This window comes from Pseudomonas sp. KSR10, assembly GCF_022355455.1.
GTDB lineage: Bacteria > Pseudomonadota > Gammaproteobacteria > Pseudomonadales > Pseudomonadaceae > Stutzerimonas > Stutzerimonas stutzeri_E.
Genome location: NZ_JAKOEN010000016.1, coordinates 120,099 through 145,147 on the forward strand (window position 1 = coordinate 120,099; position 25,049 = coordinate 145,147).

A 25,049-nucleotide genomic window follows, 5' to 3' on the forward strand; every position below is an offset into this window, starting at 1 on the left:
TTTGGTTTTCCTGTGTGGGTTTCGACGATTCACAGATTACGGAACGTGGCTTACGCGAAGCTGAACGAGCGCGATGCCGGGAAAATCGCCCGCTAGCAGTAATCGTCGAGGCGCTATTGTCCAATGCAGCGTACGTCCACCTGTCCCGGGAGGCCTGTCATGAAACCGCTTCATTGCGTCGCGCTCAGCCTGGTGCTGCTCGTTCAACCGGTAGTGGCGCAGGATCTGCTCAAACCGACGGAGCCGGCAGAAGCACCGGAAATCGACGCCGGGCCGGCTACCGAGTTGATGTCCGAGCCGGTCATGCGGGCCACTGGCACCATCGAGGCCATCGATCACGAGCGCGGCGTGGTGACCATCGCCCACGGCCCGGTCCCCGCATTGAAATGGCCGGCCTCGAGCATGGAGTTCCAGGCCAGGCGCGAGCAACTCGACGGCCTGGCCGTAGGCGACGAGGTGCGGATCGGCTTCCAGAGCGAGGCCGGTGAGGCGGCGCTTGTTTCCATCGACAAGCGCTAAAAGTCTGCTTCGCTTCAGTCCGCCTCACCCCACCAGAATCCAAATGCGATCGGCGGTGCGGCAGGCGATGGGCTGGATGACCTGTTGGCGCCAGGACGCCCGCTCACTTCCGGTCCTTGTCCTTGTCTGCGTGACGGCCCGGCAGGACCTTGCTGAGCACCTGCTTGGCCGATTGCTTGATGATCCCGCCCTGATCCGGGTCGCCATGCAGCAACGCCGACGCATAGGCCTTGGCCTGCTCCAGCTTGATGTGCGGCGGCAGCGGCGGCACGTCGGGGTCGGTCTTGAATTCGAGCACCACCGGCCGGTCCGCGGCGAACGCCTCGTCCCAGGCGGCCGCGACCTGATCTTCACGGTCGGCGTAGATGCCCTTCAGCCCGATGGACTCGGCGAAGCGGTGGTAGGGTACGTTGGGAATATCCTGCGACGCCTCGAACTTCGGATCGCCTTCCATCACGCGCTGCTCCCAAGTCACCTGATTGAGGTCCTCGTTGTTGAAGACGCAGCAGATCCACTGCGAGTTCTGCCACTGCTGCCAATATTTGGAGACGGTGATCAGCTCGGCCATGTTGTTCATCTGCATCGCGCCATCGCCCACCATCGCCACGACCGGGCGTTCCGGGTGCGAAAACTTGGCGGCTATCGCATAAGGCACGGCTGCGCCCATCGAGGCCAAGCCTCCGGACAGCGAGCCCATCATGCCGCGGCGCATCTTCACGTCGCGGGCATACCAGTTGGCGCAGGAACCTGAGTCGCTGGTGACTATGGCGTTATCCGGCAGGCGGGGCGATAGCTCGAAGGCGACGCGCTGCGGGTTGATCGGATGGGCCTCGACCATGGCGCGGTTTTCCAGCAGATGCTCCCAGTCCATGCGCCACTCTTCGACGTGCCTGCGCCATTTTCGCTCGGTTTTTTCCTGCAGCAATGGCAGCAGCGCGCGCAGGGTTTCGGCCGAGTCGCCTTGCAGATTCACCTCCATCGGGTAGCGGATGCTGAGCATGTCGGCCTTTAGGTCGATCTGCACGCCGCGCGCCTGGCCTTCCTTGGGCAGGAATTCGGAGTAGGGGAAGCCCGAGCCGATCATCAGCAGAGTGTCGCACTCGGTCATCAGCTTGTAGCTTGGCTCGGTTCCGAGCAGGCCGATGGAGCCGGTGACCCAGGGGAGGTCGTCAGGCACCGCGGCCTTACCCAATAGCGCCTTGGCTACCCCGGCACCGAGTTTCTCGGCCACGGCGATCACTTCGTCGGTGGCGTTCAGCGCGCCGGCACCCACCAGGATGGCCACCTTCTCGCCGGCATTGAGCACTTCGGCCGCGCGTTGCAGATCTGCGTCGTAAGGCACCATCTTCGGTCGGGTGTAACCGACACCCGAATGCACGGCGCCGTGGGCCCGCGGCGGCTCGCTGTACTCGGCCTCCTGCAGGTCGTTGGGCAGAATCACCGTCGCGACCTTACGCTCGCCCACCGCGGTGCGGATCGCCCGGTCGATCAGGTGTCTGACCTGGGCGGGTGCACTGGCCTGTTCGACGAACGCGCCGGACACGTCCTTGAACAACGCAGGCAGATCGATCTCCTGCTGATAATGGCTGCCCAGCGCAGTGCGCGATTTCTGCCCGGTGATCGCCAGCACCGGCATGTGATCCAGCCGCGCATCGTAAAGGCCGGTGATCAGATGCGCGGCACCTGGGCCGGACGTGGCGATACAGACGCCGAGGCCGCCGCTGAACTTGGCGTCTGCCGCGGCCATGAAGGCCGCCATCTCCTCGTGCCGAGCCTGGATAAAGCGAATCTTCTCGTTGGCACGATTGAGAGCGCCGAACACCCCGTTGATACCATCGCCGGGGTAGCCGTAAATGCGGCGAACGCCCCATTGGTAGAGGCGTTCGATCACGTAGTCACCCACTGTCATTGCCATGGAAACCTCGCTTGATTCGGCTGTGAACACTTCAGACCAGTAGGGCTGGGGTATCGCAGGCGCCCAAACAATCACAGTACGCGTGGGATAAGCGGCTTGGGCAGCCCGAGAACATGCCTGGTCGTTCTAGTCTGGACCGGGTAGTGCGGTGAGGGTTTCCCGAGAATTCCTTGCGGCGACGGCGAGCGTTCAGGTGCGATGGCAGCAGTCCGCCGATCCCCGATGGTCGCTTGAGCTGACGCGCCCAGTCGAGTCGACCCGATCGTCGCTGTCGTAACGGTCGTGATGGCGAACCCAGTCGGTCAGGTTATGTTGCGGCCCGTTTTCGTTACGCCCATTGGGTGTCATATCGAGCAGCACATAGCTGCCGAGCAGCTCTTCGGCACCACGCCCATAAGCGGAAAAGGTGTGGAAGATGCGTCCGTCCTCGTCGCGATAGAACACGCTGAAGCCCGACAGCTCTTCGCAGACGAACGGCTGCCAGGTGAAGTTATAGAAGACCTTGCCTTCGACGATGTCCTCAGGACCGAACGAGACATGAAAGTCGCGGTTGAAATCGCTGCCAGCAGACGATACCCAGCGGACTTGCCAGCCCATGCGTTGGCGGAAGACTTCGAGCGCCGCGAAGGGCGCCCGCGACACCGCGGCGAAGCTGACGTCATGGTGGGTCAGGTGCACCAGTGCGCCTTGCAGATGGTCCATCTCGAAGGAACAGCCGACGCAGCCTTCCTGCCAGTCGGGGCCGAACATGAAATGCTTGATGATCAGTTGGCTGCGCCCTTCGAACAGCTCGGCCAGGCCCACCGAGCCGTGTGCGTCCTGGAATCGGTAGTCTTTGTCCACCAATGCCCAGGGCAGTTCGCGGCGGGCGGCTGCGAGGGCTTCGCGCTGGTGGGTGACCTGCTTTTCTCTGAGCAGATGTTCGCTGTGGGCGGCCAGCCATTGCTGACGGGAAACGATCGGATGGTTGTTCATCGTAAACCTCCGCTTGCGGGACGAGCGAATGAAGCATCGATGGTTTTCGATGCATGCTCGGATGGTCGATCGACACCGAGCCAAATCGACACCGCCGATGGTCAAATCGACATGAACCGACGGTCGGCACGATGCAGTCGGGTATCATCGCTGGCCAGTTCCCATGTGCGTCGTCGTCATGTCCGCCACTGCCCACAACGCCCGCAGCACCCTGCATCTGCCCCAGGGCGACTGGCCCTCGGTGCTCGATTGCTTATGCGCGCATTTCCCCGCGATTGATCGCGCCACCTGGCTGGATCGCTTCGCCAGAGCACGCGTGCTGGGCGCCGACGGGCGGCCGCTCGCGGTTGATCATCCCTATCAAGTGGGGCTGAGGGTTCACTACTTTCGTGAAGTGCCGGAGGAAAAGCCGATTCCCTTCGCGGAGCAGGTGTTGCACCTCGATGAGCATCTGCTGGTGGCGGACAAACCGCATTTCCTGCCGGTGATGCCGGCCGGCGAGTACGTCAACGAAACCCTGTTGGCGCGTCTGAGCAAACGTCTGGGCAATCCCGATCTGGTACCCATCCACCGCATTGATCGGCTGACTGCCGGGCTGGTGCTGTTCTCCACCAATCCCGAAAGCCGTGGCCGCTATCAGGCGCTGTTTCGCGAGCGCCGGATCGACAAGCGCTACGAAGCGATCTGCCCGGCGCTACCCGCTCTCGACTTTCCGCGGCAGGAGCGGTTGCACATGGTCGAGGGCGATCCGTTCTTTCTGATGAAACAGGGTGATGGCGCGCCCAACAGCGAGACGCGTATCGAGGTGTTGGAGCGCCGCGGTGCGTTCTGGCGCTACGCACTTTTCCCAGTGACTGGACGCAAGCACCAATTGCGTTTGCAGATGGCCACGCTGGGAGCCGGAATCTGCAACGATCCCTTTTATCCGGAGCTGATCGAGCGCAGTCGTCGTGATCAGGACGACTACGCCAACCCGCTCAAACTGCTGGCACGCGGCCTGGAATTTCGCGATCCGCTGAGCGGCGAGCCACGCCACTTCGAGAGTCGCCTGGCACTGGATTGGTAGAGGGATTCGAATCGTGCGACGGGATGCGCAGGCCGCGGTGTCTTGCCTCGCTGAAGGCCAATCCCGCTGGTAACTTCAGGCGCCACTCTCGTAGGCACCAGGCCGGTGCCTACGAATGATCGCCTGTCAGTGATGCTCGCGCGTCGCCCTGAATTTCACATCCGGCCAGCGCTCTTCCATCAGGCTCAGGTTGACCCGGGTCGGTGCCAGATAGGTGAGGTGGCCGCCGCCGTCGAGTGCCAGGTTCTCGTAGGCCTTGTCGCTGAATTCCTTGAGCTTCTTCTCGTTGTCGCACTCGATCCAGCGCGCCGACCAGACGTTGATCGCCTCGTAGGCGCACTCGACCTTGTATTCCTCCTTCAGGCGGCTAGCGACGACGTCGAACTGCAGCACACCCACCGCGCCGAGGATGATGTCGTTGTTGCGCTCGGGGAAGAACACCTGGGTCGCGCCTTCTTCGGCCAGTTCCTGCAGGCCCTGGCGCAGCTGCTTGGACTTCAGCGGGTCCTTCAGGCGTACGCGGCGGAACAGTTCCGGGGCGAAATGCGGGATGCCGGTGAAACCGAGGTTTTCGCCTTCAGTGAAGGTATCGCCGATCTGGATGGTGCCGTGGTTGTGCAGACCGATGATGTCGCCGGCCCAGGCTTCTTCCAGTTGCTCACGCTCGCTGGAGAAGAAGGTCAGGGCATCGGCGATACGGATGTCCTTGCCGATGCGCGCATGGCGCAGCTTCATGCCTTTTTCGTATTTGCCCGAACAGATGCGCATGAAGGCGATGCGGTCGCGGTGCTTGGGGTCCATGTTCGCCTGGATCTTGAAGACGAAACCGGTGAATTTGTCCTCGACCGGCTCGACAACGCGCTCGTTGGCGGCACGCGGCAGTGGGCGCGGCGCCCAGTCGACGACCGCATCAAGCACATGGTCCACGCCAAAATTGCCCAGCGCGGTGCCGAAGAACACCGGAGTCAGTTGGCCGCTGAGGAACTCGTCCTGGTCGAACTCATGACAGGCACCCTGGACCAGCTCCAGCTGTTCGACGAAGCGGTCGTATTCGTCGCCGATATGTTTGCGCGCCTCGTCGGAGTCGAGCTTCTGGATGATCTTGACGTCGGTGCGCTCATGCCCGTGGCCCGGGGTGTAGACGATGATGTAATCGTCCTTGAGGTGATACACACCCTTGAAGTCGCGGTAGCAGCCGATCGGCCAGGTGATGGGCGCCGCCTTGATCTTCAGAACCGCTTCGATCTCGTCGAGCAGCTCGATGGGGTCGCGGATGTCGCGGTCGAGCTTGTTGATGAAGCTGACGATGGGCGTGTCGCGCAGGCGGCAGACGTCCATCAGCGCGATGGTGCGTGGTTCGACACCTTTACCGCCGTCGAGCACCATCAATGCCGAGTCCACCGCGGTCAGGGTGCGGTAGGTGTCTTCCGAGAAGTCTTCGTGGCCGGGGGTATCGAGCAGGTTGATCATGTGCTCGCGGTAGGGGAACTGCATCACCGAGGTGGTGATGGAAATGCCGCGCTGCTTTTCCATTTCCATCCAGTCGGAGGTCGCGTGACGGTCGGATTTGCGCGACTTCACGGTACCGGCCACCGCAATCGCCTTGCCCATCAGTAGCAGCTTTTCGGTGATGGTGGTTTTGCCCGCGTCGGGGTGGGAAATGATGGCGAAGGTGCGGCGCTTCGCGACTTCGGCGGCCTGAGAGGTCATGGCGGTCCCGGTATTGAAAGCGTGTCGGAAAAAGCCGGCGATTATAGCGCAAAGGGCGCGCTCGGGCGTGGTCCGTCACGGGGCCGTCGATCCGCAGCGGGGCGAGGCGGATGGAACATCGCCGCAGCACATCTGTCGGTTTGAGTAGGGTAGGTTCGCCGATGCGGCAAAAAATGGAACGAGCGTGGATTTTTCATTGATCTGAAACAGCTGTGGTTCTACAGTTCGCGCCCGAACGTCCATGCTGGCAACGATCCATCCGGCTCAAGTACTGACGACGAGAGATCAGGATTCACCAAGTCACTGCACCTGTGCTGTCGATTTGGCCGTGATACTCGGCGACATGCCTTGGGAAGTAGGCGAACCAAAGTGGGGAAACTGATCAGGCGTTCTTGCTTACCCCTAATCCGACTTTACGTTTCCCGATTTGGAGCCATGCATGTCGATCAAGATCGAAGACTACTATTCCCGATCCACCTTCCAGAAGATGAAGACCTTCGCTGACCAGCACGAAACACCGTTCGTGGTCATCGATACCGAAACCATCGACAAGGCATACGACGATCTGCGTGCCGGTTTCGAATTCGCCAAGGTCTACTACGCGGTCAAGGCCAATCCGGCGGTCGAGATCATCGACCTGTTGCGTGACAAGGGCTCGAACTTCGACATCGCCTCGATCTACGAGCTGGACAAAGTCATGTCCCGCGGCGTTGGCCCGGAGCGCATCAGCTACGGCAACACCATCAAGAAAGCCAAGGACATCCGCTACTTCTACGACAAGGGTGTGCGCATGTTCGCCACCGACTCGGAAGCCGACCTGCGCAACATCGCCAAGGCCGCACCGGGTTCGAAAGTCTATGTGCGGATTCTCACCGAAGGTTCGACTACGGCTGACTGGCCGCTTTCGCGCAAGTTCGGCTGCCAGACCGATATGGCGATGGATCTGCTGATCCTGGCGCGCCAGTTGAAGCTAGAGCCCTACGGTATCTCCTTCCACGTGGGTTCCCAGCAGCGCGACATCTCCGTATGGGACGCCGCGATCGCTAAGGTCAAGGTGATCTTCGAACGTCTGAAAGAAGAAGATGGCATCGAACTGAAGATGATCAACATGGGTGGCGGCTTCCCGGCCAACTACATCACCCGCACCAACAGCCTGGAAACCTACGCCGAGGAAATTATCCGCTTCCTCAAGGAAGACTTCGGTGACGACCTGCCGGAAATCATCCTCGAACCGGGCCGCTCGCTGATCGCCAACTCGGGCATTCTGGTCAGCGAAGTGGTGCTGGTGGCACGTAAGTCGCGGACCGCCGTCGAGCGTTGGGTCTACACCGATGTGGGCATGTTCTCCGGTCTCATCGAAACCATGGGCGAAGCCATCAAGTTCCCGATCTGGACCGAGAAGAAGGGCGAGATGGAAGAGGTGGTCATCGCCGGCCCGACTTGCGACAGCGCCGACATCATGTACGAGAACTACAAGTACGGCTTGCCGTTGAACCTGGCCATCGGCGACCGTATGTACTGGCTCTCCACCGGTGCCTACACCACCAGTTACAGTGCGGTGGAGTTCAACGGCTTCCCGCCGCTGAAGGCCTACTACATCTAAGCCTCCGCGTTACGCAAAACGCCGCGATTTTCGCGGCGTTGTTGTTTCTGCGGTAACGGTTACGCGGCGCTGTGTATGCCCGTGCCAGGTGCAAACGAGCCGAGACCGCATGGCCTCGGCTCGTCACCGTGGCGGTGTCGAATCAGGGCATCTGCACTTCGATGACGCCGTCGGCACTGACGCTGACCTGGCGGGTTCCGGCCTCTACATCGGGTGTCGGCATCGCCTCCATGCTCTTCATGGCGAAGTTGCGCATCACCGGCTGATAACCGCCGCCGCTGCCCAGGTTGAGGTTGACGATGCGGTAGTCGGTGCCACCCAATGCCTCGGTGGCCAGTTGGGCTCGGGCGCGGAAGGCGGCGACGGCATCTTTGAGCAGAGCGTCTTCGTTCTGCTTGCGGATCGCGTCGGAAACGCTGAATTGCATACCGCCCATTTTCAGGTCCTGCATCAGCTCCCCGGTCAGCTTGGACAGCGCGGCGAAATCACCGCTTTCCAAGCGTAGTTCGGCGCGTTCGCGCCAGGCGGTGATCTGCTGGCCCTTTTCCTCATAGACCGGATAGCTGCTGCGGCTGCCCTGGCTGATCACGATACCTTTCACCTGACGCGCATGTTGCAGAGCCTTATTCATGGCCTGGGTGGTTTGCGCGGCCAGTTGCGCCGGGTCTTCATGCTGGGCCTCGCTGTACAGCGTGACATGCATGCGGTCATGAGCGACTTCGCTGCTGGCCTCGGCATGCAGCGAGATCTGGTTGTAATGTTGCTCGTCGGCAACAGCGGGAAGGCAGGCGATGCAGGCCAGCAGAGCAAGGCTGCGAGGGGCGGAAACGAACATGAAAGCTCCTGGATTCGATAGCACCAGCGGTGCGGCGCAGAGACTTTAGCGGGTTGACGGCCTCCGTGCAGGTTTTCGTGCGTCGCGTTGCCGCAGATCAGTTGTCGTTCAGGCGGCTTGGTTATACTCCCGACTCCTTTGGAGAACCCATGTACGCATCCGTTCACCTGCTGTCTGCCAGTCGCCAGAACCTCCGTCTGCTCACCCTGATCCGCATCCTCGTGCTGGGTGCTCAGGCGGGCGCGGTGGGGCTCGCCTACGCTACGCAGCTGTTCGGTCTGCCCTGGTTTCATCTAGGGGTCACGCTGGCTGTCTCTGCACTGATCTGCCTGGGCACGGCGTTGCGACTGCGCGGCCCCTGGCCGGTGACCGAGTTCGAGTACGCCGTGCATCTGGCCACCGATCTGCTGATCCACAGCGCGCTGCTGTACTACTCGGGCGGCTCGACCAATCCGTTCGTTTCCTACTATCTGGTGCCGCTTACCATTGCCGCGGCGACACTGCCCTGGTTGTATTCGGTGGTTCTGTCTGGCCTGGCGCTTGCGGGTTATACCCTGATGCTGGTGTGGTATGACCCGGTCATCGTGCCACCGGTCGATCGCACCACGCTGCTGGTCTACGGGATGTGGCTGAGCTTCGCGTTGGCTGCGGCATTGATCACCTTCTTCGTGGCACGCATGGCCGAGCAGCTGCGGCGCCAGGAACAGCTCCAGGCCCAACGGCGTGAGGAAAACATGCGTGACCAGCAGCTGCTGGCCGTGGCGACACAGGCGGCGGGTGCCGCGCATGAATTGGGAACGCCCCTGGCGACCATGAGCGTGCTGCTCAAGGAACTGCGTCAGGAATACCAGCAAGCTCAGCTGAACGAAGATCTGGCGCTGCTGCAGTCGCAGGTGCAGTTGTGCAAGGAAAGTCTGCGCCAGCTTGTGCGTGCGGCGGAGGCGGACCGTCGTCAGGCGGTCGTCGAGCAGACCGTGCGCGAATGGGTCGAGTTGGTGCTACAGCGTTGGCATCTGATGCACCCGGAGGCCACCTATCGTTTCCAGTGCCTGGGCAAGGGCACCCCGCCGCGGCTGATGCCGCCGGCGGATCTTGGGCAGTCGCTGCTCAACCTGCTGAATAACGCCACCGATGCCAGCCCGGACAACCTGGACATTCGTCTGGACTGGGACGCGCAGTGGATCAAACTGACCATTCGAGATCATGGCGCTGGCGTACCTCTGGCCATCGCCGAGCAGATCGGCAGACCCTTCATCACGACCAAGGGCAAGGGCTTCGGCCTCGGTCTGTTTCTGAGCCAGGCCAGCGTTACCCGCGCCGGCGGAACGGTGAAGCTCTACAATCACGAAGACGGTGGCACCCTGACCGAGTTGCGCTTGCCGCGTGGTTCGGTACGGGCCTGAATCTGACGTGACCACAATGCGAGGAATGCGAACATGACCGAAGAGTTGCAGCACGAAGGCGAAGAACAGCCTCATCTGCTGCTGGTGGATGACGACCCGACATTTACCCGGGTCATGGCCCGAGCCATGAGTCGCCGGGGCCTGCTGGTCAGCATCGCCGGATCGGCCGAAGAAGGCCTGGAGCTGGCGAAGCAGGAACTGCCCGATTACGCGGTATTGGACCTGAAAATGGAGGGCGACTCCGGATTGGTCCTGCTGCCCAAGCTGCTCGAACTGGACCCGGAGATGAAGGTACTGATTCTCACCGGTTACTCGAGCATCGCCACGGCCGTCGAGGCTATCAAGCGTGGCGCCTGCAACTACCTGTGCAAGCCCGCCGACGCCGACGATGTGCTGGCGGCGTTGCTTTCCAAGCATGCCGATCTGGATACGCTGGTGCCGGAAAACCCGATGTCGGTGGATCGCTTGCAGTGGGAACACATCCAGCGCGTGCTCGCCGAGCATGACGGCAATATCTCCGCCACGGCGCGCGCACTGGGCATGCATCGGCGGACGTTGCAACGCAAACTGCAGAAGCGGCCGGTAAGGCGGTAAAAAGCAGCTTGAAGCTTGAAGCGAGTCGTCTGGCGGCGGGTGCATGCACAGCAGCTGAAAGCGGCAAGTAAAGTTGACGGAATTCAAAGCGGACCGAAGGCTTTCCAGCTTCCAGCTTCCAGCTTCCAGCTTCCAGCTTCCAGCTTCCAGCTCATAAGCGACTACCATAGGCGGCGTCTCTGCCGCCGAGCCCATTCATGCTTTCAGTTGCCATCCAGACCCTGAGCATTACCGCCCCGGTCTTCGTCATGCTGTTCATCGGTGTTGCGCTCAAGCGACTGGGCTGGATCGATGCTGCCTTTATCCAGACGGCTTCGGCGCTGGTATTCAAGGCCACGATGCCAACGCTGTTGTTCATCTCGATCATCCGCGCCGATCTGAACGCCGCGCTGCAGCCGACGTTGTTGAGCTACTACGTCATCGCCACCGTGACGACTTTCTTTCTCGCCTGGGCCTGGGCGCTCTGGCGCTGCCCGCTGGTGGACCGCGGCGTTTACATCCAGGGTGCGTTCCGTGGCAACAACGGCATCGTCGGCCTGGCGCTGGCGACCAGCCTCTACGGGGACTACGGTTTGTCGCTGGGGAGCGTTCTGGCGGGTCTGGTGATACTGGTCTACAACAGCCTCTCGGCGTTGATTCTGGCCATCTACAACCCGGACGGGCGCGCCAATGCCAGCGCCATTCTGCTCAGCATCCTGCGCAATCCGTTGATCATCGGAGTGACGCTGGCCGTCCCCTTCGCCTATTGGCGGATCCCGCTGCCGGACTGGCTGATGACCTCAGGCCAGTATTTCGCACAGTTGACCCTGCCGCTGGCGCTTATCTGCATCGGCGGCACGTTATCGCTATCGGTACTGCGCGAAAGCAGTCGCATTGCGATGAGTTCGAGCCTGATGAAATTGGTTTGGCTCCCGGCGCTGGCGACAGTGGGAGCCTGGCTGTGCGGCTTCCGTGGCGCGGATCTGGGTATTCTGTTTCTCTACTTTGCTTGCCCCACGGCCTCAGCCAGCTTCGTCATGGCACGGGCGGTGAACGCCAATCACCAACTGGCCGCGATCATCATCGTACTCACCACGCTGATGGCGGCGCTGAGCATCAATGCCGGGCTTCTCCTGCTCGGCTGGCTGGGCTGGATCTAACCCGCTCCGTTGGGATTGTGATCGATATCGGCTTTTCGGCCTTTGGGCTTAAGAGGCGCTCTGCAATGGTCGCAATCGGTCAATAGGCCTCAGAAAAAAATAGCCGCTTCGGTCACATTGCTCTGGATGCCGACGGCTGCCTGCCGAGGGTGGCCGCCTTGTTTCTGGGGATTGCACGATGCCGTTTTTCACTCCTTCGAACCGTTCGTTGACCCGCGATGCCAATCGTGTCGTCAGCCTGCGCCGTAGGCTCGTCCCAGGGCTGGCTTTGTTGTTGCTGGTCAATCTCGGAACCTTCGCTGGCGGCGTCTGGATCGGGCGGGATATTGGCTCAGTGGAGGAGTCCGCCCGCCTGGGCGAGCCTGGTCTGGACAGCGAAGGTCGTTTTGCCATTGCACGCGTAGGTAAGGTGGTCGGTCGGTTGAAATCGCTGCAGTCCGATGTGCTCGCGCTGCAGGAAATGATGGGTGAGCAGCGGATCCTCAGCGAACAGCTTTCAGCCCTCGATCCAACACTTCTTCCACTTTTGGTGCCGGAGCAGCCGACCGACAGCTCAGGGCAGGGCGGCATCCTGCTGCCGCCACAAGGCTGTCCGGATGAGCTGTCACTGGTGGCCGACAGCGTATCGCTGGATGATCTGCAGCGCACCGAGACCTCCGCGCTCTGTTTGCGGGTGGTACTCGACGGGATGATGGCGCGCGTGGCCGAGCGCAATGCCGCGCTCATGGCGATTCCATCTCGCCGTCCTGTCGGTGCGGCGCGGTTGGGGTCGGCCTATGGCAATCGAATCGACCCGTTCAAAAAGCAGGTCGCCTTTCACTCGGGAGTGGATTTCGCGTTGCATGCCGGTTCCGATGTGCTCGCCGCGGCCGGAGGGCGGGTTCGTTTCGCCGGTACCCGTGGCGGATACGGCAAGGTGGTGGAAATCGACCACGGCAACCAGCTCGTGACTCGCTACGCGCATTTGTCTCGACGGTACGTGCGGGCCGGAGATCTGGTAACCCCTGAGCAGCGGATTGGCGCGGTCGGTTCCACCGGTCGCTCCACTGGTCCGCACCTTCATTTCGAGGTGTTGCACAACGGACGCTTCGTCGATCCGCAGCGCTTCCTCGCCCTTGGCGATCTTGAACGGGCCGACGATGCTCAGGCCGATGATTAGAAGGTCCAATACGCGCGAATTGGTGCGTGCCGAACACCGTTTGCTGGCCGCACGTCCCATCCGCCCATGGCTTTTGCTCTGCGTTGCGATGCTGTGTCTGATCGCCGCCTTGCTGTACCTGCGGGACCATGAACACGCCGCGTACGAGCAACGGCTTGCCACCCTCGGCGCTGAAAATCTGATGCTTCAGGACGCACTCGAACAGGGCCGCTTACAGCGGCAGGAAGCCGAGGCGACGCAGGAGCAGTTGCTCGGGCGCATCGCCCGGTTGTCCGCGCAGATCGAGCGACTACAGACGGATCTGGCGTTCTTCCGGCAGCAGAAGAAAGCCCGTTAATACTTTGGAGTAGATGATGTTCAACAAAAAGAAGGCGGTGCGGGTCAGCATCGACCAGTTTTCAAGCCTGATTTCCAGCAATGTCTCGCTGATCGGCGATATGGAGTTCGAGGAAGGGCTGAAAGTCAGTGGCACCGTAAAGGGCAACGTGTGCCACAAGCCAGGTACCCATAGCCTCCTGGCACTGAGCACCGATGGGCGGATCGAGGGTAACGTCAGCAGTTACGATGCGCTGATCGACGGCACCGTCGTTGGCGACATGGTGGTCGAGCATCTGCTTGAACTGCATTCCAACGCGCGAGTGCGGGGCAATATCCGCTACCGCCAATTGAGCATGGAGAACGGTGCCGTGGTCGATGGCACGCTGAATCGTATGGGTGACGAAGAGACCGCACAGGTGGTCGAACTGCCACGGCTGCAGGTCCGCGAGGGCTGATCAGCGAGCAACGCGCGGCGGGCTTTGCGGCCCGTCGCGCGTTTGCCGATAAAGCTATCGAAAAAAGCACTACGGGTTCAACGCTGCTTCCGCCAGGCCCGGCTGGCGATCACCAGCAAGGTCACGGTGGTCAGCGGTACGGCATAGCCGATCATCGCATCGCCAAACGTCTCGGCAAAGGGACGCCCGGTGCTGACCATCACCAGGTAGAGCGTATAGGCGATGTAATAGGCCAGAAACAGCAGGCCTTCCCAACGGTTGATGCTATAGCCGGAGAAAAAGATCGGTAGGCAGGCCAGGGCCACCGCAATCATCACTGGGAAATCGAAGGCCAATGCATTGGCGGCCACCCCGATCGCTTCCGGCGACACCAGCGAGGCCAGCCCGAGGACGCAGAGCAAATTGAATATGTTGCTGCCGACGATGTTGCCGACGGCGATATCACGTTCGCCGCGGATAGCGGCGAGTATTGAGGTGGCGAGTTCGGGAAGCGAAGTGCCGACGGCAATAACGGTCAGGCCGATCACCAATTCCGACAGACCCAGCGCTCGGGCCAGCGATACCGCACCTTCCACCAGAAAATGGGAACCGCCCACCAACAGCACCAAGCCGGCTATCACCAGGCCCGCGTTGATCAGGCTGGCGTAGGGCTTGGGTTGCGCATCGAGGCCAAATTCTCTGGCGAACTCATCGTCGGCGGTTGCAGCTGCACTGGCGCGGCGGCTGCTGATGATCAGGAAAAACGTGTAGCTGACAACCAAGGCAAATAGCAGCGCGCCATCGAGCCGGCTTAACGTACCGTCCCAGGCCAGGGCGTAGGTGAGCAAGCTGGCGCCGATCATGATCGGTACATCGAGGCGAATCAACTGACGGGAAACGATCAGCGGCGCGACCAGCGAGGTCATGCCGAGAATCAGCAGAACGTTGGCGATATTGCTCCCGAGCACGTTGCCGATAGCGATATCGCCGCTGCCGTTTATCGATGCCTGCACGCTCACCGCCGTCTCCGGCGCACTGGTACCAAAGGCCACGACGGTGAGGCCGATAATCAACGGCGGGATGCCGAACTGGGCTGCCAGTTTGGCCGCGCCGCGCACCAGAACCTCGGCGCCGGCGACAAGAAGCACCAGACCGGCTATCAAATAGACGAACGTCATCAGGGACACGAAAGGGCGCTCCAGGAGTGAAAGGCATCGCTCAGCGCTGGTATTTCCAGGCGCGCAGAAAGATCACCAAAAGCGTGATGGCGGTCAAGGGCAATACGTACCAAGTCATTGCATGACGTAGCAGATTAATCGCCGGTAGGCCGGTGGAAAACAGCACCAAGTAGAGCGTGTAGGCCAGGTAGTAGCCGAAGAACATCGTGCCTTCCCAGCGATTGATTCGATAGCCAGAGAAGAAGATTGGCAGGCAGGCGGCAAATACCGCGAGCATGACCGGCAGATCGAAGACCAGAGCATTGGGCGAAATGGACAGGCCGTTGGTCGACACCAATGCCCCGGCACCGAGCACCAGCAACAGGTTGAAGATGCAGCTGCCAACGACATTGCCAACAGCGATATCGCGCTCGCCGCGGTACACGGCCAGCAATGAAGTCGCCAATTCGGGCAGCGAGGTGCCGACGGCAATCACGGTGAGGCCGATGACCAGCTCCGACAGGCCGAGCGCTCGCGCCAAGGCCACCGCGCCTTCGATCAGCAGGTTGGACCCGGCAACGAGCAGGCCCAGCCCAAGCAGGATCAACAACAGCTGCAATACCCAGCCGAATGGCTTGGCCTGCTCCTCGGCGCCATACTCCACGGCGAACTCGTCCCGCTGCGCACGTTGCGTCTCGCGTTTGCTGGCAATGACCAGAAACAACGTATAGGCCAGGAGAAGCGCCAGCAGAATGCATCCGTCCAGACGGCTTACGGTGCCATTCGAAGCGAGGCCGAAGGTCAGCACTCCGGCAGCGATCATTACCGGCACGTCGAGGCGCACCAGCTGACGCGACACCAGTAACGGAGCCACCAGTGCGGATAGCCCGAGAATCAGCAGAATGTTGGCGATGTTGCTGCCGATTACATTGCCGACGGCAATGTCACCGCTCCCGTTCAACGAGGCCTGGATGCTGACCGCCGTTTCCGGTGCGCTGGTGCCGAACGCGACGACGGTCAAGCCAATGATCAGCGGCGAAATACCAAAGCGCGCGGCCAGCTTCACGGCTCCGCGTACCAATGCTTCGGCGCCTAGCACCAGCAATACCAGTCCGCCGATCAGATAGGCGAATGTCAACAAACTCATCGAAACTCCGGATGTGGGACGTGCGTGTTCTATCGGTTCACTTTTTCGATTTTTACCCTGGCGATGCCATCTTCGAGCAGGTCGATCCTGGCAGCAGCGACCCTCGATAGATCGATTATTCGTCCTGGTTCGAACGGGCCGCGATCGACGATTCGCACCGTAACCTGTCTTCCGTTGTCCAGGTTGGTTACCTTCACCTGCGTACCGAATGGCAGCGTCTTGTGCGCAGCGACCAGTTCGTTCTGGTTGAAGGTTTCGCCGCTGGCAGTCTCCTCGCCATGAAAGCTGCGCGCGTAGTAGGAAGCCATGCCTTGCTGGGTAAAACTGTTTCTGGCTTTGGAGTAGGCCTCCTGGGTGTCGCCACAACCACCAAACAGCGCCAAGGGCAGTGCAATGAGCAGCAGTCTGGTTCGCATGCGTCAATCCTTCCCGGGCGGGACTGATCAGTTCTATGGCCTGGAAAGCTTTTGAACGTCAACCCAGACAGCCGTTCAACCTGTCGCCGCTCGTCGAGCGGCGCGGTGCGCGGCGGGGCAAGCGGGGCGGGCCTGACGACCCGCCCCGTCAATCAGCCTTCCAGCTTGCTTTTGAGCAGCTGGTTGACCTGGCCGGGGTTGGCCTTGCCCTTGGACGCCTTCATCGCCTGGCCGACGAAAAAGCCGAACATCTTGCCGCGCTTGGCTTCATCGCTGGCGCGGTATTGCTCGACCTGCTCGGCGTTGGCGGCGAGCACCTCGTCGAGCATCTTCTCGATGGCACCGGAGTCGGTGACCTGCTTGAGGCCCTTCTTCTCGATGATCGCATCGGCTGAGCCTTCGCCGGTCGCCATGGCTTCGAAGACCATCTTGGCGATCTTGCCGCTGATGGTGTTGTCCTTGATGCGCAGGATCATGCCGCCCAGTTGCTCGGCCGATACCGGCGACTGGTCGATCTCAAGGCCTTCCTTGTTGAGCAGGCTGGAGAGTTCGCCCATGACCCAGTTGGCGGCCAACTTGGCGTCGCCGCAAGCCTGCTGTACCGCCTCGAAATAGTCAGCCATTTCGCGGCTGGCAGCCAGGACGTCGGCGTCATAGGCCGACAGGCCGAATTCGCGCTGGAAACGCTCGCGCTTCTCTACGGGCAGTTCCGGCAGGCTGGCGCGCACCTCGTCGAGGAAGCTCTGTTCGATTACCACCGGCAGCAGGTCCGGGCAGGGGAAGTAGCGGTAGTCGTTGGCTTCTTCCTTGCTGCGCATCGAGCGCGTCTCGTCCTTGTTCGGGTCGTACAGGCGGGTTTCCTGCACCACCTTGCCGCCGTCCTCGATCAGCTCGATCTGGCGCTGTACCTCGTGGTTGATCGCCTTTTCGATGAAACGGAAGGAGTTGACGTTCTTGATCTCGGCGCGGGTGCCGAACTCGGCCTGGCCTTTGGGGCGTACCGAAACGTTGCAGTCGCAACGCAGCGAGCCTTCAGCCATGTTGCCGTCACAAATCCCCAGGTAGCGCACCAACGCATGGATGGCCTTGACGTAGGCCACCGCTTCCTTGGCGCTGCGAATGTCCGGCTCTGAGACGATTTCCAGCAACGGCGTGCCGGCGCGGTTGAGGTCGATTCCGCTCATGCCGTGGAAGTCTTCATGCAAACTCTTGCCGGCGTCTTCTTCCAGATGCGCGCGGGTGATGCCGATGCGCTTCTGCGAGCCATCTTCCAGGGCGATGTCGAGGAATCCCTTGCCGACAATGGGGTGATCCATCTGGCTGGTCTGGTAACCCTTGGGTAGGTCCGGGTAGAAATAATTCTTGCGGGCGAAGACGTTCTGCCCGGCAATCTCGGCATCGATTGCCAGACCGAACTTGCAGGCCATGCGCACGGCTTCGGCGTTGAGCACCGGCAGCGTGCCAGGCATGCCCAGGTCAACCAGGCTGGCCTGGGTGTTGGGTTCGGCACCAAAAGTGGTGGCACTGCCGGAGAAAATCTTCGACTGGGTTGCGAGCTGTGCGTGGATTTCCAGCCCGATGACGGTTTCCCATTGCATCTTCTATCTCCTCAGAATCCGCTCGGTGCTTGTTTGTGCCAATCAGTGACCTGCTGGTACTGGTGCGCCACGTTGAGCAGACGCGCCTCCTGGAAATAGGGCGCCAGTAGCTGCACACCGACCGGCAGGCCATCGATGAACCCCGCCGGCATCGAGAGCCCGGGGATGCCGGCCAGGTTGGCGGTGATGGTGTAGATGTCCTCCAGATAGGCCGAGACCGGGTCAGCGTTCTTCTCGCCGAGCTTCCAAGCCAGGTTGGGCGTGGTCGGGCCGAGAATTACGTCCACTTCGTCGAACGCACTGACGAAGTCGTTCTTGATCAGCCGGCGGATCTTCTGCGCTTTGAGGTAGTAGGCGTCGTAGTAGCCCGCGGACAGCGCATAGGTACCGACCATGATCCGCCGCTTGACCTCGTCACCGAAGCCTTCGGCGCGCGAACGCTTATAGAGATCGGTCAGGTCGGTCGGATCTTCGCAGCGATAGCCGAAACGCACGCCATCGAAGCGCGATAGGTTGGAGCTGGCTTCGGCTGGCGCGATCACATAATAGGAAGGGATGGCGTGCTGCATGTTCGGCAGGCTGATTTCTTTCACCGTTGCGCCGAGCTTCTTCAGCGCATCGACCGCAGCCATCACCGCATCGGCGATCTTCGCGTCCAGGCCGGCGCCGAAGTATTCCTTTGGCAGGCCGATGCGCAGGCCGGTCAGCGGCTTGTCGAGGGCGGCGAGGTAATCATCCAGCGGTTGATCGACGCTGGTGGAGTCCTTCGGATCGAAGCCGGCCATGGCGCCGAGCATCAGTGCACAATCTTCGGCTGTGCGGGCCAGCGGGCCGCCCTGATCGAGGCTCGAGGCATAGGCGATCATGCCCCAGCGTGAAACGCGTCCGTAGGTCGGTTTGAGGCCGGTGAGGTTGGTCAGTGCCGCGGGTTGGCGGATCGAGCCGCCGGTGTCGCTGCCGGTTGCGGCGGGCAACAGGCGCGCCGCCACTGCCGCGGCCGATCCGCCGGAAGAACCACCGGGCACTCGGGTCAGGTCCCAGGGATTCTTCACCGCGCCGTAGAAACTCGACTCGTTGGCCGAGCCCATGGCGAACTCGTCCATGTTCAGTTTGCCCAGCGAGACGGAGCCGGCTGCAGCGAGTCGCTCGACGACCGTGGCATCGTAGGGCGATTTGAAACTGTCGAGGATCTTCGAACCACAGCTGGTGCGTACGCCCTCGGTGCAGAACAGATCCTTGTGACCGATCGGTGCGCCCAGCAGCGAGCCGCTTTCACCATTGGCGCGGCGTGCATCGGCTGCTCGGGCCTGAGCCAGGGCTTGCTCTTCGGTCACGGTGATGAAGCTGTTCAGTTGCGGGTCGAGCGTCTGGATGCGCGTGAGCAGCGCACGGGTCAGCTCTTCGGCCGAGAAGCGCTTGTCGGCCAAAGCGCGAGCGATTTCGGCGAGGGTCAATTGATGCATGTCGGCGTCCTTCATTACTCGATCACCCGCGGAACCAGATACAGGCCGTCTTCCACGGCCGGGGCGATGGCCTGGTAGGCGTCGCGCTGATTGCGTTCGGTGACGGCGTCGGCGCGCAGGCGCTGATGCGTTTCCAGCGGATGAGCGAGCGGCTCGATGCCGGTGGTGTCGACCGCTTGCATGCGATCGACCAGGCCCAGGATGTTGTTCAGGGTCTCGGTGGTGCGGGGCAGGTCGGCTTCATTCAGGCCTAGACGGGCCAGATGAGCGATCTTTTCCACCTCGGAGCGTTCAAGCGCCATCGGGATTCTCCAGCGGGAAGCGAATCGGGTACGCCTTCCGTCGGCAAAGGCCGACGCAAGAGCAGCAGGGTGCGAGCCGCAGCAGTGGGCATTCGAGCCCGGAAAAGCCGTCAATCTTACATGTCTGCGGCGCTTGCCGGTAGCGCGGCTGCGGCTTGCCGCTCATCCGGCGGGTTTTTGCTGTTGGTTATATTTTGGGCAGTGGCTCACGTATGGCCAGACGCGCGTCTACGAGCGCCTTGCCCTAAGTTCGCACCATTGTTAGAGTTTGCGGCACTTTTTTCCCCACGCGTTTGCCCCAGGGCCCTTTCCCCATGTTCAAAAAACTGCGTGGCATGTTTTCCAGCGATTTGTCGATCGACCTGGGCACTGCCAATACCCTCATTTATGTGCGCGACCGTGGCATCGTCCTGAACGAGCCGTCAGTGGTTGCCATTCGCTCCCACGGCAACCAGAAAAGTGTTGTCGCGGTGGGCACCGACGCCAAACGCATGCTCGGCCGGACCCCTGGCAACATCAACGCCATCCGCCCGATGAAAGACGGCGTGATCGCCGATTTCAGCGTGTGCGAAAAGATGCTGCAGTACTTCATCAACAAGGTTCATGAAAACAGTTTCCTGCAGCCCAGCCCGCGTGTTCTGATCTGCGTGCCCTGCAAATCGACCCAGGTCGAGCGCCGCGCGATTCGGGAATCGGCACTCGGTGCTGGCGCACGTGAGGTGTTCCTGATCGAAGAGCCGATGGCCGCGGCCATCGGCGCTGGACTGCCGGTCGACGAAGCGCGCGGTTCAATGGTTGTCGATATCGGTGGCGGTACCACCGAGATCGCGCTGATTTCCCTCAACGGCGTGGTCTATGCCGAGTCCGTGCGTGTAGGCGGCGACCGCTTCGATGAATCCATCGTCACCTATGTACGCCGCAACTATGGCAGCCTGATCGGTGAATCCACCGCCGAACGGATCAAGCAGGAAATCGGCACCGCGTTCCCGAGCAGTGATGTGCGTGAAGTCGACGTTCGTGGCCGTAACCTAGCCGAAGGTGTGCCGCGCAGCTTCACGCTCAACTCCAACGAGGTCCTCGAAGCGCTGCAGGAGTCGCTGGCGACTATCGTCCAGGCGGTCAAGAGCGCGCTGGAGCAATCCCCCCCCGAACTGGCTTCGGATATCGCCGAGCGCGGCTTGGTACTGACCGGTGGCGGCGCATTGTTGCGTGATCTCGACAAGCTGTTGGCGCAGGAAACCGGCCTGCCAGTCATCGTGGCCGAAGAGCCGCTGACCTGTGTGGCACGTGGTGGCGGTCGAGCGCTGGAAATGATGGACCGTCATGCCATGGATCTGTTGTCCACGGAGTGATCTCCAAGCGATAAGCTCCAAGCACAAGCCGACAGCAAGCCCCAGGCCTGCTCTCGGCTTGTCGCGTTTAGTTTGAAGCCTGCAGCTGCGAGGACCCGCCCATCAAGCCACTATTCGCCAAAGGACCCTTGCTCGGAGTTCGCCTGCTGGTGCTCTCCGTGCTCTGTGTCGCGTTGATGGTAGTGGATGCTCGTTTCGAGACGCTGAAGCCCTTGCGCAGCCAGATGGGACTGGTACTGACGCCCTTTTACTGGCTGGCTGACCTGCCGGTGCGGACCTGGCAGCGGGCCACCGAGCAGATCAGCAGCAGCACCAGCCTGGTGGCCGAGAACGAGAAGCTCAAGGCGGAGGCGCTGTTGATGCAGCGGCGCCTGCAGAAGCTGGCGATGCTCACCGAGCAGAATGTGCGCCTACGCGAGCTGCTCAATTCCGCCGCCCTGGTCGACGACAAGGTGATCGTCAGCGAGCTGATCGGACTGGATCCCAACCCCTTCACTCATCGCATCTTGATCGACAAGGGCGAGCGCGACGGCGTGTTTCTCGGTCAGCCGGTACTCGACGCCAGCGGATTGATGGGGCAGGTCGTCGAGGTCATGCCCTACGCTGCCCGGGTGCTGCTGCTGACGGACGTGACCCATAGCATTCCGGTACAGGTCAATCGCAACGGTCTGCGCGCGATCGCGGTAGGCACCGGCAGCCCCGACTATCTCGAGCTGCGCCATGTCGCCGAGACAGCCGACATCAAAGAGGGCGATTTGCTGGTGAGCTCTGGGCTCGGACAGCGCTTTCCTAGCGGTTATCCGGTTGCGCAGGTCACCGAGGTGGTGCGCGGTTCCGGGCAGCCTTTCCTGATCGTCCGCGCCATCCCCACCGCCATGCTCAATCGTAGTCGCTACCTGTTGCTGGTCTTCAGTGATGCGCGGACGCCGGAAGAGCGCGCCACTGCGGCCGCGAAGGCTCAGGAATCGGCCGACCGCGAGGCGGCGCAGGCGACAACTGACCCCGCAGATACAGCTGCTCCAGACGCGGCACCACCGAGTAACGAGGAGCGGCCATGATCCATGGGCGGCTGAATAACGGTTGGGTCATCTGGTTATCGATGGTGCTGGCCCTGCTGCTCAGTGTCGCTCCCATGCCCGCCAGTCTTGGTTTGGCGCGCCCGCTCTGGCTCGGCATGTTCATCGCTTATTGGGCGATCACCTTGCCTCATCGCGGCGGCATGGCGGCGGCATTCTTCTTCGGGCTGATGCTTGATGTGCTGTCTGGCACCTTGCTCGGGCAGAACGGCCTGCCGCTGATTCTGATCACCTTTCTCGTATTGAGTCTGCAGCAGCGTCTGCGGATGTTTCCGCTGCTGCAGCAGAGTCTGGTGTTGCTGGTAATTCTTGGGCTCGGCCAGCTGGTGCAGTTGTGGCTCAACACGCTGACCGGTAATCGCCCACCGACGCTGTTGTTCCTCGTCCCCGTGCCGGTCAGTGCATTGCTATGGCCGTGGGTGTTCGTCGCCCTGCAGTGGGCGCGGCGGCGTTTCAACGTCTACTAAGCCGTTGCCGATTGCTGCTGGGTTGCTTCCGGGGCTCGCCTGGATATGCGAATCTGCTCCGCTCGTTGCACCCAAGGAGCTGGCATGTCCGAATTGTTTCTCGCCTCTGCGTCCCCGCGACGTCGTGAACTGCTGACGCAGATCGGCGTTCCGTTTTCCCTGATTTCGGTGTCCGTCGACGAAACGCCGGCAGCGACGGAATCACCTGACATCTACGTTCAGCGCTTGGCTCGCGAGAAAGCCCTGGCCGGTCTGTCACTGGTCGACCGTGACTCGGCGTGCGTGCTGGGCGCTGATACCACGGTGGTGCTGGATCAGCGCATCCTTGGCAAACCGGCTGGCAAGGCGGATGCGCTGGCGATGCTGCAGGCATTGTCCGATCGCCAGCATGAGGTGATGACCGCCGTCGCGTTGGCCAGCACGTCGGGCTGCGTGACGCGTCTGGTCACCAGCCGGGTGCGCTTTCGGCCGATCGGGGTCGACGAAGCCGAGGCCTACTGGGCCAGCGGCGAACCGCAGGACAAGGCCGGCAGCTACGCCATTCAGGGCTGGGGGGCGGTCTTCGTCAGCGAGCTGGAGGGTAGTTATTCGGCTGTGGTCGGCCTGCCGCTATGTGAGACGGCCCAGCTGCTCGACGCCTATGGGCTCCGGTACTGGTGTAAAAGCTTGGTATAGAGCCTGGGGCTTGGCGGCGTATGCCGTTAGAATCGAGCCAACTTGTCAGCTTCGGCTGCTATCAGGCCATTTGAGAAACGTAGGCGAGGCAGGAAAGACGAAGCAGAACAGCCGAAGGAGCGCTGTTCAGGTGCTCTAAATGGGCATTTGATTGGGCTGGTGATCCGGACTGTTTTGACGACGCACTGCCAACGCAGATAGTTTTTCAGCAGCCTGGCACACCCCACCGCCATCAGCCGAGAACAATAATGAGCGAAGAAATCCTGATGAACATCACCCCCATGGAGTCCCGGGTGGCGGTGGTGGAAAACGGCGTCCTGCAGGAGGTGCACGTCGAGCGTACCCAACGCCGCGGCATCGTCGGCAATATCTACAAGGGCAAGGTAGTGCGGGTGCTTCCCGGTATGCAGGCGGCCTTCGTCGACATCGGCCTGGAGCGCGCGGCTTTCATCCATGCTTCGGAGATCTCCAGCCGTGAAGGTAACGCCGTCGAACCCATCAGTGCGCTGGTTCATGACGGGCAGGCGTTGGTCGTGCAGGTTACCAAGGACCCGATCGGCACCAAGGGCGCCCGACTGACCACGCAGCTCTCGATACCTTCGCGTTATCTGGTGTACATGCCCAAGACCTGCCATGTTGGCATCTCCCTGCGCATCGAAGACGAGGCTGAGCGCGATCGTCTCAAACAGGTGGTCGCCGAATGCATCGAGGCTGAAGGCATCAAGGAAACCGGCGGCTTCATCCTGCGCACCGCCGCCGAAGGCGCCGGCAGCGATGAAATACTCATGGATATCCGCTATCTGCGTCGCCTGTGGGAACAGATCGACGGTCAGATGACGACCGCCGGCGCGCCCTCACTGATCTATGAAGACCTGTCGCTGGCCATGCGCACCCTGCGTGATCTGGTCAATCCGCGTATCGAGAAGATCCGCATCGACTCACGTGAAAATTTTCAGAAGGTCAGCCAGTTCGTCGGTGAGCTGATGCCCGAGCTGAGTGAGCACCTCGAACATTACCCTGGCGAGCGGCCGATCTTCGATCTCTACAGTGTCGAGGACGAAATCCAGAAAGCCCTCGAGCGCAAGGTCATGCTCAAGTCAGGCGGCTATCTGATCATCGATCCGGCCGAAGCGATGACCACCATCGATGTGAACACGGGGGCCTTCGTTGGCCACCGCACCCTTGAAGAAACCATTTTCAAGACCAATCTCGAGTCGGCTACCGCCATCGCCCGTCAGCTGCGGCTGCGCAATATCGGCGGCATCATCATCATCGATTTCATCGACATGGAGGACGAAGAGCACCGGCGTCAGGTTCTGCGCACCCTGGAAAAGCAGCTGGAGCGGGATCACGCCAAGACCAACATCATCGGCATTACCGAGCTGGGACTGGTGCAGATGACCCGCAAGCGCACGCGCGAGAGCCTCGAGCAAGTACTGTGCGAGCCCTGTCTGTGCTGCCAGGGACGCGGCAAGCTGAAAACCCCGGAAACCGTCTGCTACGAGATCTTTCGCGAAATTCTTCGCGAGGCTCGCGCCTATCAGCCCGAAGGCTATCGCGTGCTGGCGAACCAGAAAGTTATCGACCGGCTGCTCGACGAAGAGTCCGGCAGTGTCGCCGATCTCGAGAGTTTCATTGGGCGCTCGATCAAGTTCCAGGTGGAGACCATGTATTCCCAGGAACAGTACGACGTGGTGCTGCTCTGACTAGATGCAAACCTGGCCAT

General features: G+C 61.4%; 24 protein-coding genes. 14 read left to right on the forward strand and 10 right to left on the reverse strand.

Annotated elements, in window-relative coordinates; genetic code table 11:
- The first annotated feature begins 159 nt into the window (after positions 1 to 159).
- The gene (locus MCB86_RS07540) at positions 160 to 519 is read left to right on the forward strand and encodes a copper-binding protein (RefSeq protein ID WP_045163540.1); all 360 of its coding nucleotides are present in this window, start codon (positions 160 to 162) and stop codon (positions 517 to 519) included.
- Between the two features lie 103 nt (positions 520 to 622).
- On the opposite strand, the gene MCB86_RS07545 is transcribed toward MCB86_RS07540, so the two are convergent.
- Together MCB86_RS07545 and MCB86_RS07550 are read right to left on the reverse strand one after the other, a co-directional pair.
- Positions 623 to 2,434: a thiamine pyrophosphate-requiring protein gene (locus MCB86_RS07545; protein ID WP_239610500.1), complete on the reverse strand. Its 1,812-nt coding sequence runs from the start codon at positions 2,432 to 2,434 to the stop codon at positions 623 to 625.
- Positions 2,435 to 2,623: 189 nt separating this feature from the next.
- Positions 2,624 to 3,409 carry a thioredoxin family protein gene (locus MCB86_RS07550; protein WP_239610501.1) on the reverse strand — a complete coding sequence of 262 codons (786 nt, stop codon included), beginning with the start codon at positions 3,407 to 3,409 and terminating at the stop codon, positions 2,624 to 2,626.
- 178 nt (positions 3,410 to 3,587) lie between these two features.
- On the opposite strand from MCB86_RS07550, the gene MCB86_RS07555 reads away from it, so the two are divergent.
- Positions 3,588 to 4,475, forward strand: a complete 888-nt coding sequence (locus MCB86_RS07555) for a pseudouridine synthase (RefSeq protein WP_196298693.1) — start codon at positions 3,588 to 3,590, stop codon at positions 4,473 to 4,475.
- A gap of 126 nt (positions 4,476 to 4,601) precedes the next feature.
- On the opposite strand, the gene MCB86_RS07560 is transcribed toward MCB86_RS07555, so the two are convergent.
- Entirely contained in the window at positions 4,602 to 6,185 is a 1,584-nt protein-coding gene (locus MCB86_RS07560) for a peptide chain release factor 3 (RefSeq protein ID WP_045163537.1), read from the reverse strand.
- Between the two features lie 439 nt (positions 6,186 to 6,624).
- Between MCB86_RS07560 and MCB86_RS07565 the strand changes: the two genes are divergently transcribed.
- Positions 6,625 to 7,788, forward strand: coding sequence for a type III PLP-dependent enzyme (locus tag MCB86_RS07565; RefSeq protein ID WP_045163536.1), 1,164 nt, complete (start codon positions 6,625 to 6,627; stop codon positions 7,786 to 7,788).
- Between the two features lie 142 nt (positions 7,789 to 7,930).
- Here the strand turns inward: MCB86_RS07565 and MCB86_RS07570 are convergent, their stop codons facing one another.
- Positions 7,931 to 8,623 carry an SIMPL domain-containing protein gene (locus tag MCB86_RS07570; protein ID WP_045163535.1) on the reverse strand — a complete coding sequence of 231 codons (693 nt, stop codon included), beginning with the start codon at positions 8,621 to 8,623 and terminating at the stop codon, positions 7,931 to 7,933.
- Between the two features lie 149 nt (positions 8,624 to 8,772).
- Here MCB86_RS07570 and MCB86_RS07575 point away from each other — a divergent pair, with 149 nt between their 5' ends.
- The 6 genes from MCB86_RS07575 (at position 8,773) to MCB86_RS07600 (ending at position 13,691) form a co-directional block, all read left to right on the forward strand.
- Entirely contained in the window at positions 8,773 to 10,026 is a 1,254-nt protein-coding gene (locus MCB86_RS07575; protein ID WP_239610502.1) for an ATP-binding protein, read from the forward strand.
- Between the two features lie 33 nt (positions 10,027 to 10,059).
- A complete protein-coding gene (locus MCB86_RS07580; RefSeq protein WP_045163533.1) occupies positions 10,060 to 10,620 on the forward strand; it encodes a response regulator transcription factor in 561 nt (186 codons plus the stop codon).
- Positions 10,621 to 10,817: 197 nt separating this feature from the next.
- Positions 10,818 to 11,759, forward strand: a complete 942-nt coding sequence (locus tag MCB86_RS07585; protein WP_239610503.1) for an AEC family transporter — start codon at positions 10,818 to 10,820, stop codon at positions 11,757 to 11,759.
- A 178-nt stretch (positions 11,760 to 11,937) separates the two neighbouring features.
- Positions 11,938 to 12,918, forward strand: coding sequence for a M23 family metallopeptidase (locus tag MCB86_RS07590; protein WP_239610504.1), 981 nt, complete (start codon positions 11,938 to 11,940; stop codon positions 12,916 to 12,918).
- Entirely contained in the window at positions 12,911 to 13,255 is a 345-nt protein-coding gene (locus tag MCB86_RS07595; RefSeq protein ID WP_239610505.1) for a hypothetical protein, read from the forward strand. Before MCB86_RS07590 ends, MCB86_RS07595 begins: the two co-directional genes overlap by 8 nt.
- A 16-nt stretch (positions 13,256 to 13,271) precedes the next feature.
- Entirely contained in the window at positions 13,272 to 13,691 is a 420-nt protein-coding gene (locus MCB86_RS07600; protein WP_045163529.1) for a polymer-forming cytoskeletal protein, read from the forward strand.
- Positions 13,692 to 13,768: 77 nt separating this feature from the next.
- On the opposite strand, the gene MCB86_RS07605 is transcribed toward MCB86_RS07600, so the two are convergent.
- The 6 genes from MCB86_RS07605 to gatC form a co-directional block, all read right to left on the reverse strand.
- Positions 13,769 to 14,857 carry a calcium/sodium antiporter gene (locus MCB86_RS07605; protein ID WP_045163528.1) on the reverse strand — a complete coding sequence of 363 codons (1,089 nt, stop codon included), beginning with the start codon at positions 14,855 to 14,857 and terminating at the stop codon, positions 13,769 to 13,771.
- A 31-nt stretch (positions 14,858 to 14,888) separates the two neighbouring features.
- The gene (locus MCB86_RS07610) at positions 14,889 to 15,974 is read right to left on the reverse strand and encodes a calcium/sodium antiporter (protein WP_239610506.1); all 1,086 of its coding nucleotides are present in this window, start codon (positions 15,972 to 15,974) and stop codon (positions 14,889 to 14,891) included.
- A 29-nt stretch (positions 15,975 to 16,003) separates the two neighbouring features.
- Positions 16,004 to 16,390 carry a septal ring lytic transglycosylase RlpA family protein gene (locus MCB86_RS07615; RefSeq protein ID WP_045163526.1) on the reverse strand — a complete coding sequence of 129 codons (387 nt, stop codon included), beginning with the start codon at positions 16,388 to 16,390 and terminating at the stop codon, positions 16,004 to 16,006.
- A 152-nt stretch (positions 16,391 to 16,542) separates the two neighbouring features.
- Positions 16,543 to 17,988 (reverse strand): Asp-tRNA(Asn)/Glu-tRNA(Gln) amidotransferase subunit GatB, encoded by a 1,446-nt coding sequence (gene gatB, locus MCB86_RS07620; protein WP_239610507.1) that lies wholly within the window; start codon positions 17,986 to 17,988, stop codon positions 16,543 to 16,545.
- Between the two features lie 11 nt (positions 17,989 to 17,999).
- Complete coding sequence (gene gatA / locus MCB86_RS07625; RefSeq protein WP_239610508.1) at positions 18,000 to 19,451, reverse strand: Asp-tRNA(Asn)/Glu-tRNA(Gln) amidotransferase subunit GatA; 1,452 nt, start codon at positions 19,449 to 19,451, stop codon at positions 18,000 to 18,002.
- Between the two features lie 14 nt (positions 19,452 to 19,465).
- Positions 19,466 to 19,753, reverse strand: coding sequence for an Asp-tRNA(Asn)/Glu-tRNA(Gln) amidotransferase subunit GatC (gene gatC / locus MCB86_RS07630; RefSeq protein ID WP_045163524.1), 288 nt, complete (start codon positions 19,751 to 19,753; stop codon positions 19,466 to 19,468).
- A gap of 314 nt (positions 19,754 to 20,067) precedes the next feature.
- On the opposite strand from gatC, the gene mreB reads away from it, so the two are divergent.
- From mreB to rng, 5 genes are all read left to right on the forward strand, one after another.
- Complete coding sequence (gene mreB / locus MCB86_RS07635; protein WP_025242938.1) at positions 20,068 to 21,105, forward strand: rod shape-determining protein MreB; 1,038 nt, start codon at positions 20,068 to 20,070, stop codon at positions 21,103 to 21,105.
- 101 nt (positions 21,106 to 21,206) lie between these two features.
- A complete protein-coding gene (mreC, locus tag MCB86_RS07640) occupies positions 21,207 to 22,163 on the forward strand; it encodes a rod shape-determining protein MreC (RefSeq protein WP_155397668.1) in 957 nt (318 codons plus the stop codon).
- A complete protein-coding gene (gene mreD, locus MCB86_RS07645) occupies positions 22,160 to 22,648 on the forward strand; it encodes a rod shape-determining protein MreD (RefSeq protein WP_045163522.1) in 489 nt (162 codons plus the stop codon). The genes mreC and mreD overlap by 4 nt, the downstream gene beginning before the upstream one ends.
- An 84-nt stretch (positions 22,649 to 22,732) precedes the next feature.
- Positions 22,733 to 23,323 carry a Maf family protein gene (locus tag MCB86_RS07650; RefSeq protein ID WP_239610509.1) on the forward strand — a complete coding sequence of 197 codons (591 nt, stop codon included), beginning with the start codon at positions 22,733 to 22,735 and terminating at the stop codon, positions 23,321 to 23,323.
- 248 nt (positions 23,324 to 23,571) lie between these two features.
- Positions 23,572 to 25,029 carry a ribonuclease G gene (gene rng / locus MCB86_RS07655; RefSeq protein WP_045163520.1) on the forward strand — a complete coding sequence of 486 codons (1,458 nt, stop codon included), beginning with the start codon at positions 23,572 to 23,574 and terminating at the stop codon, positions 25,027 to 25,029.
- The last annotated feature ends 20 nt before the right edge of the window (positions 25,030 to 25,049 follow it).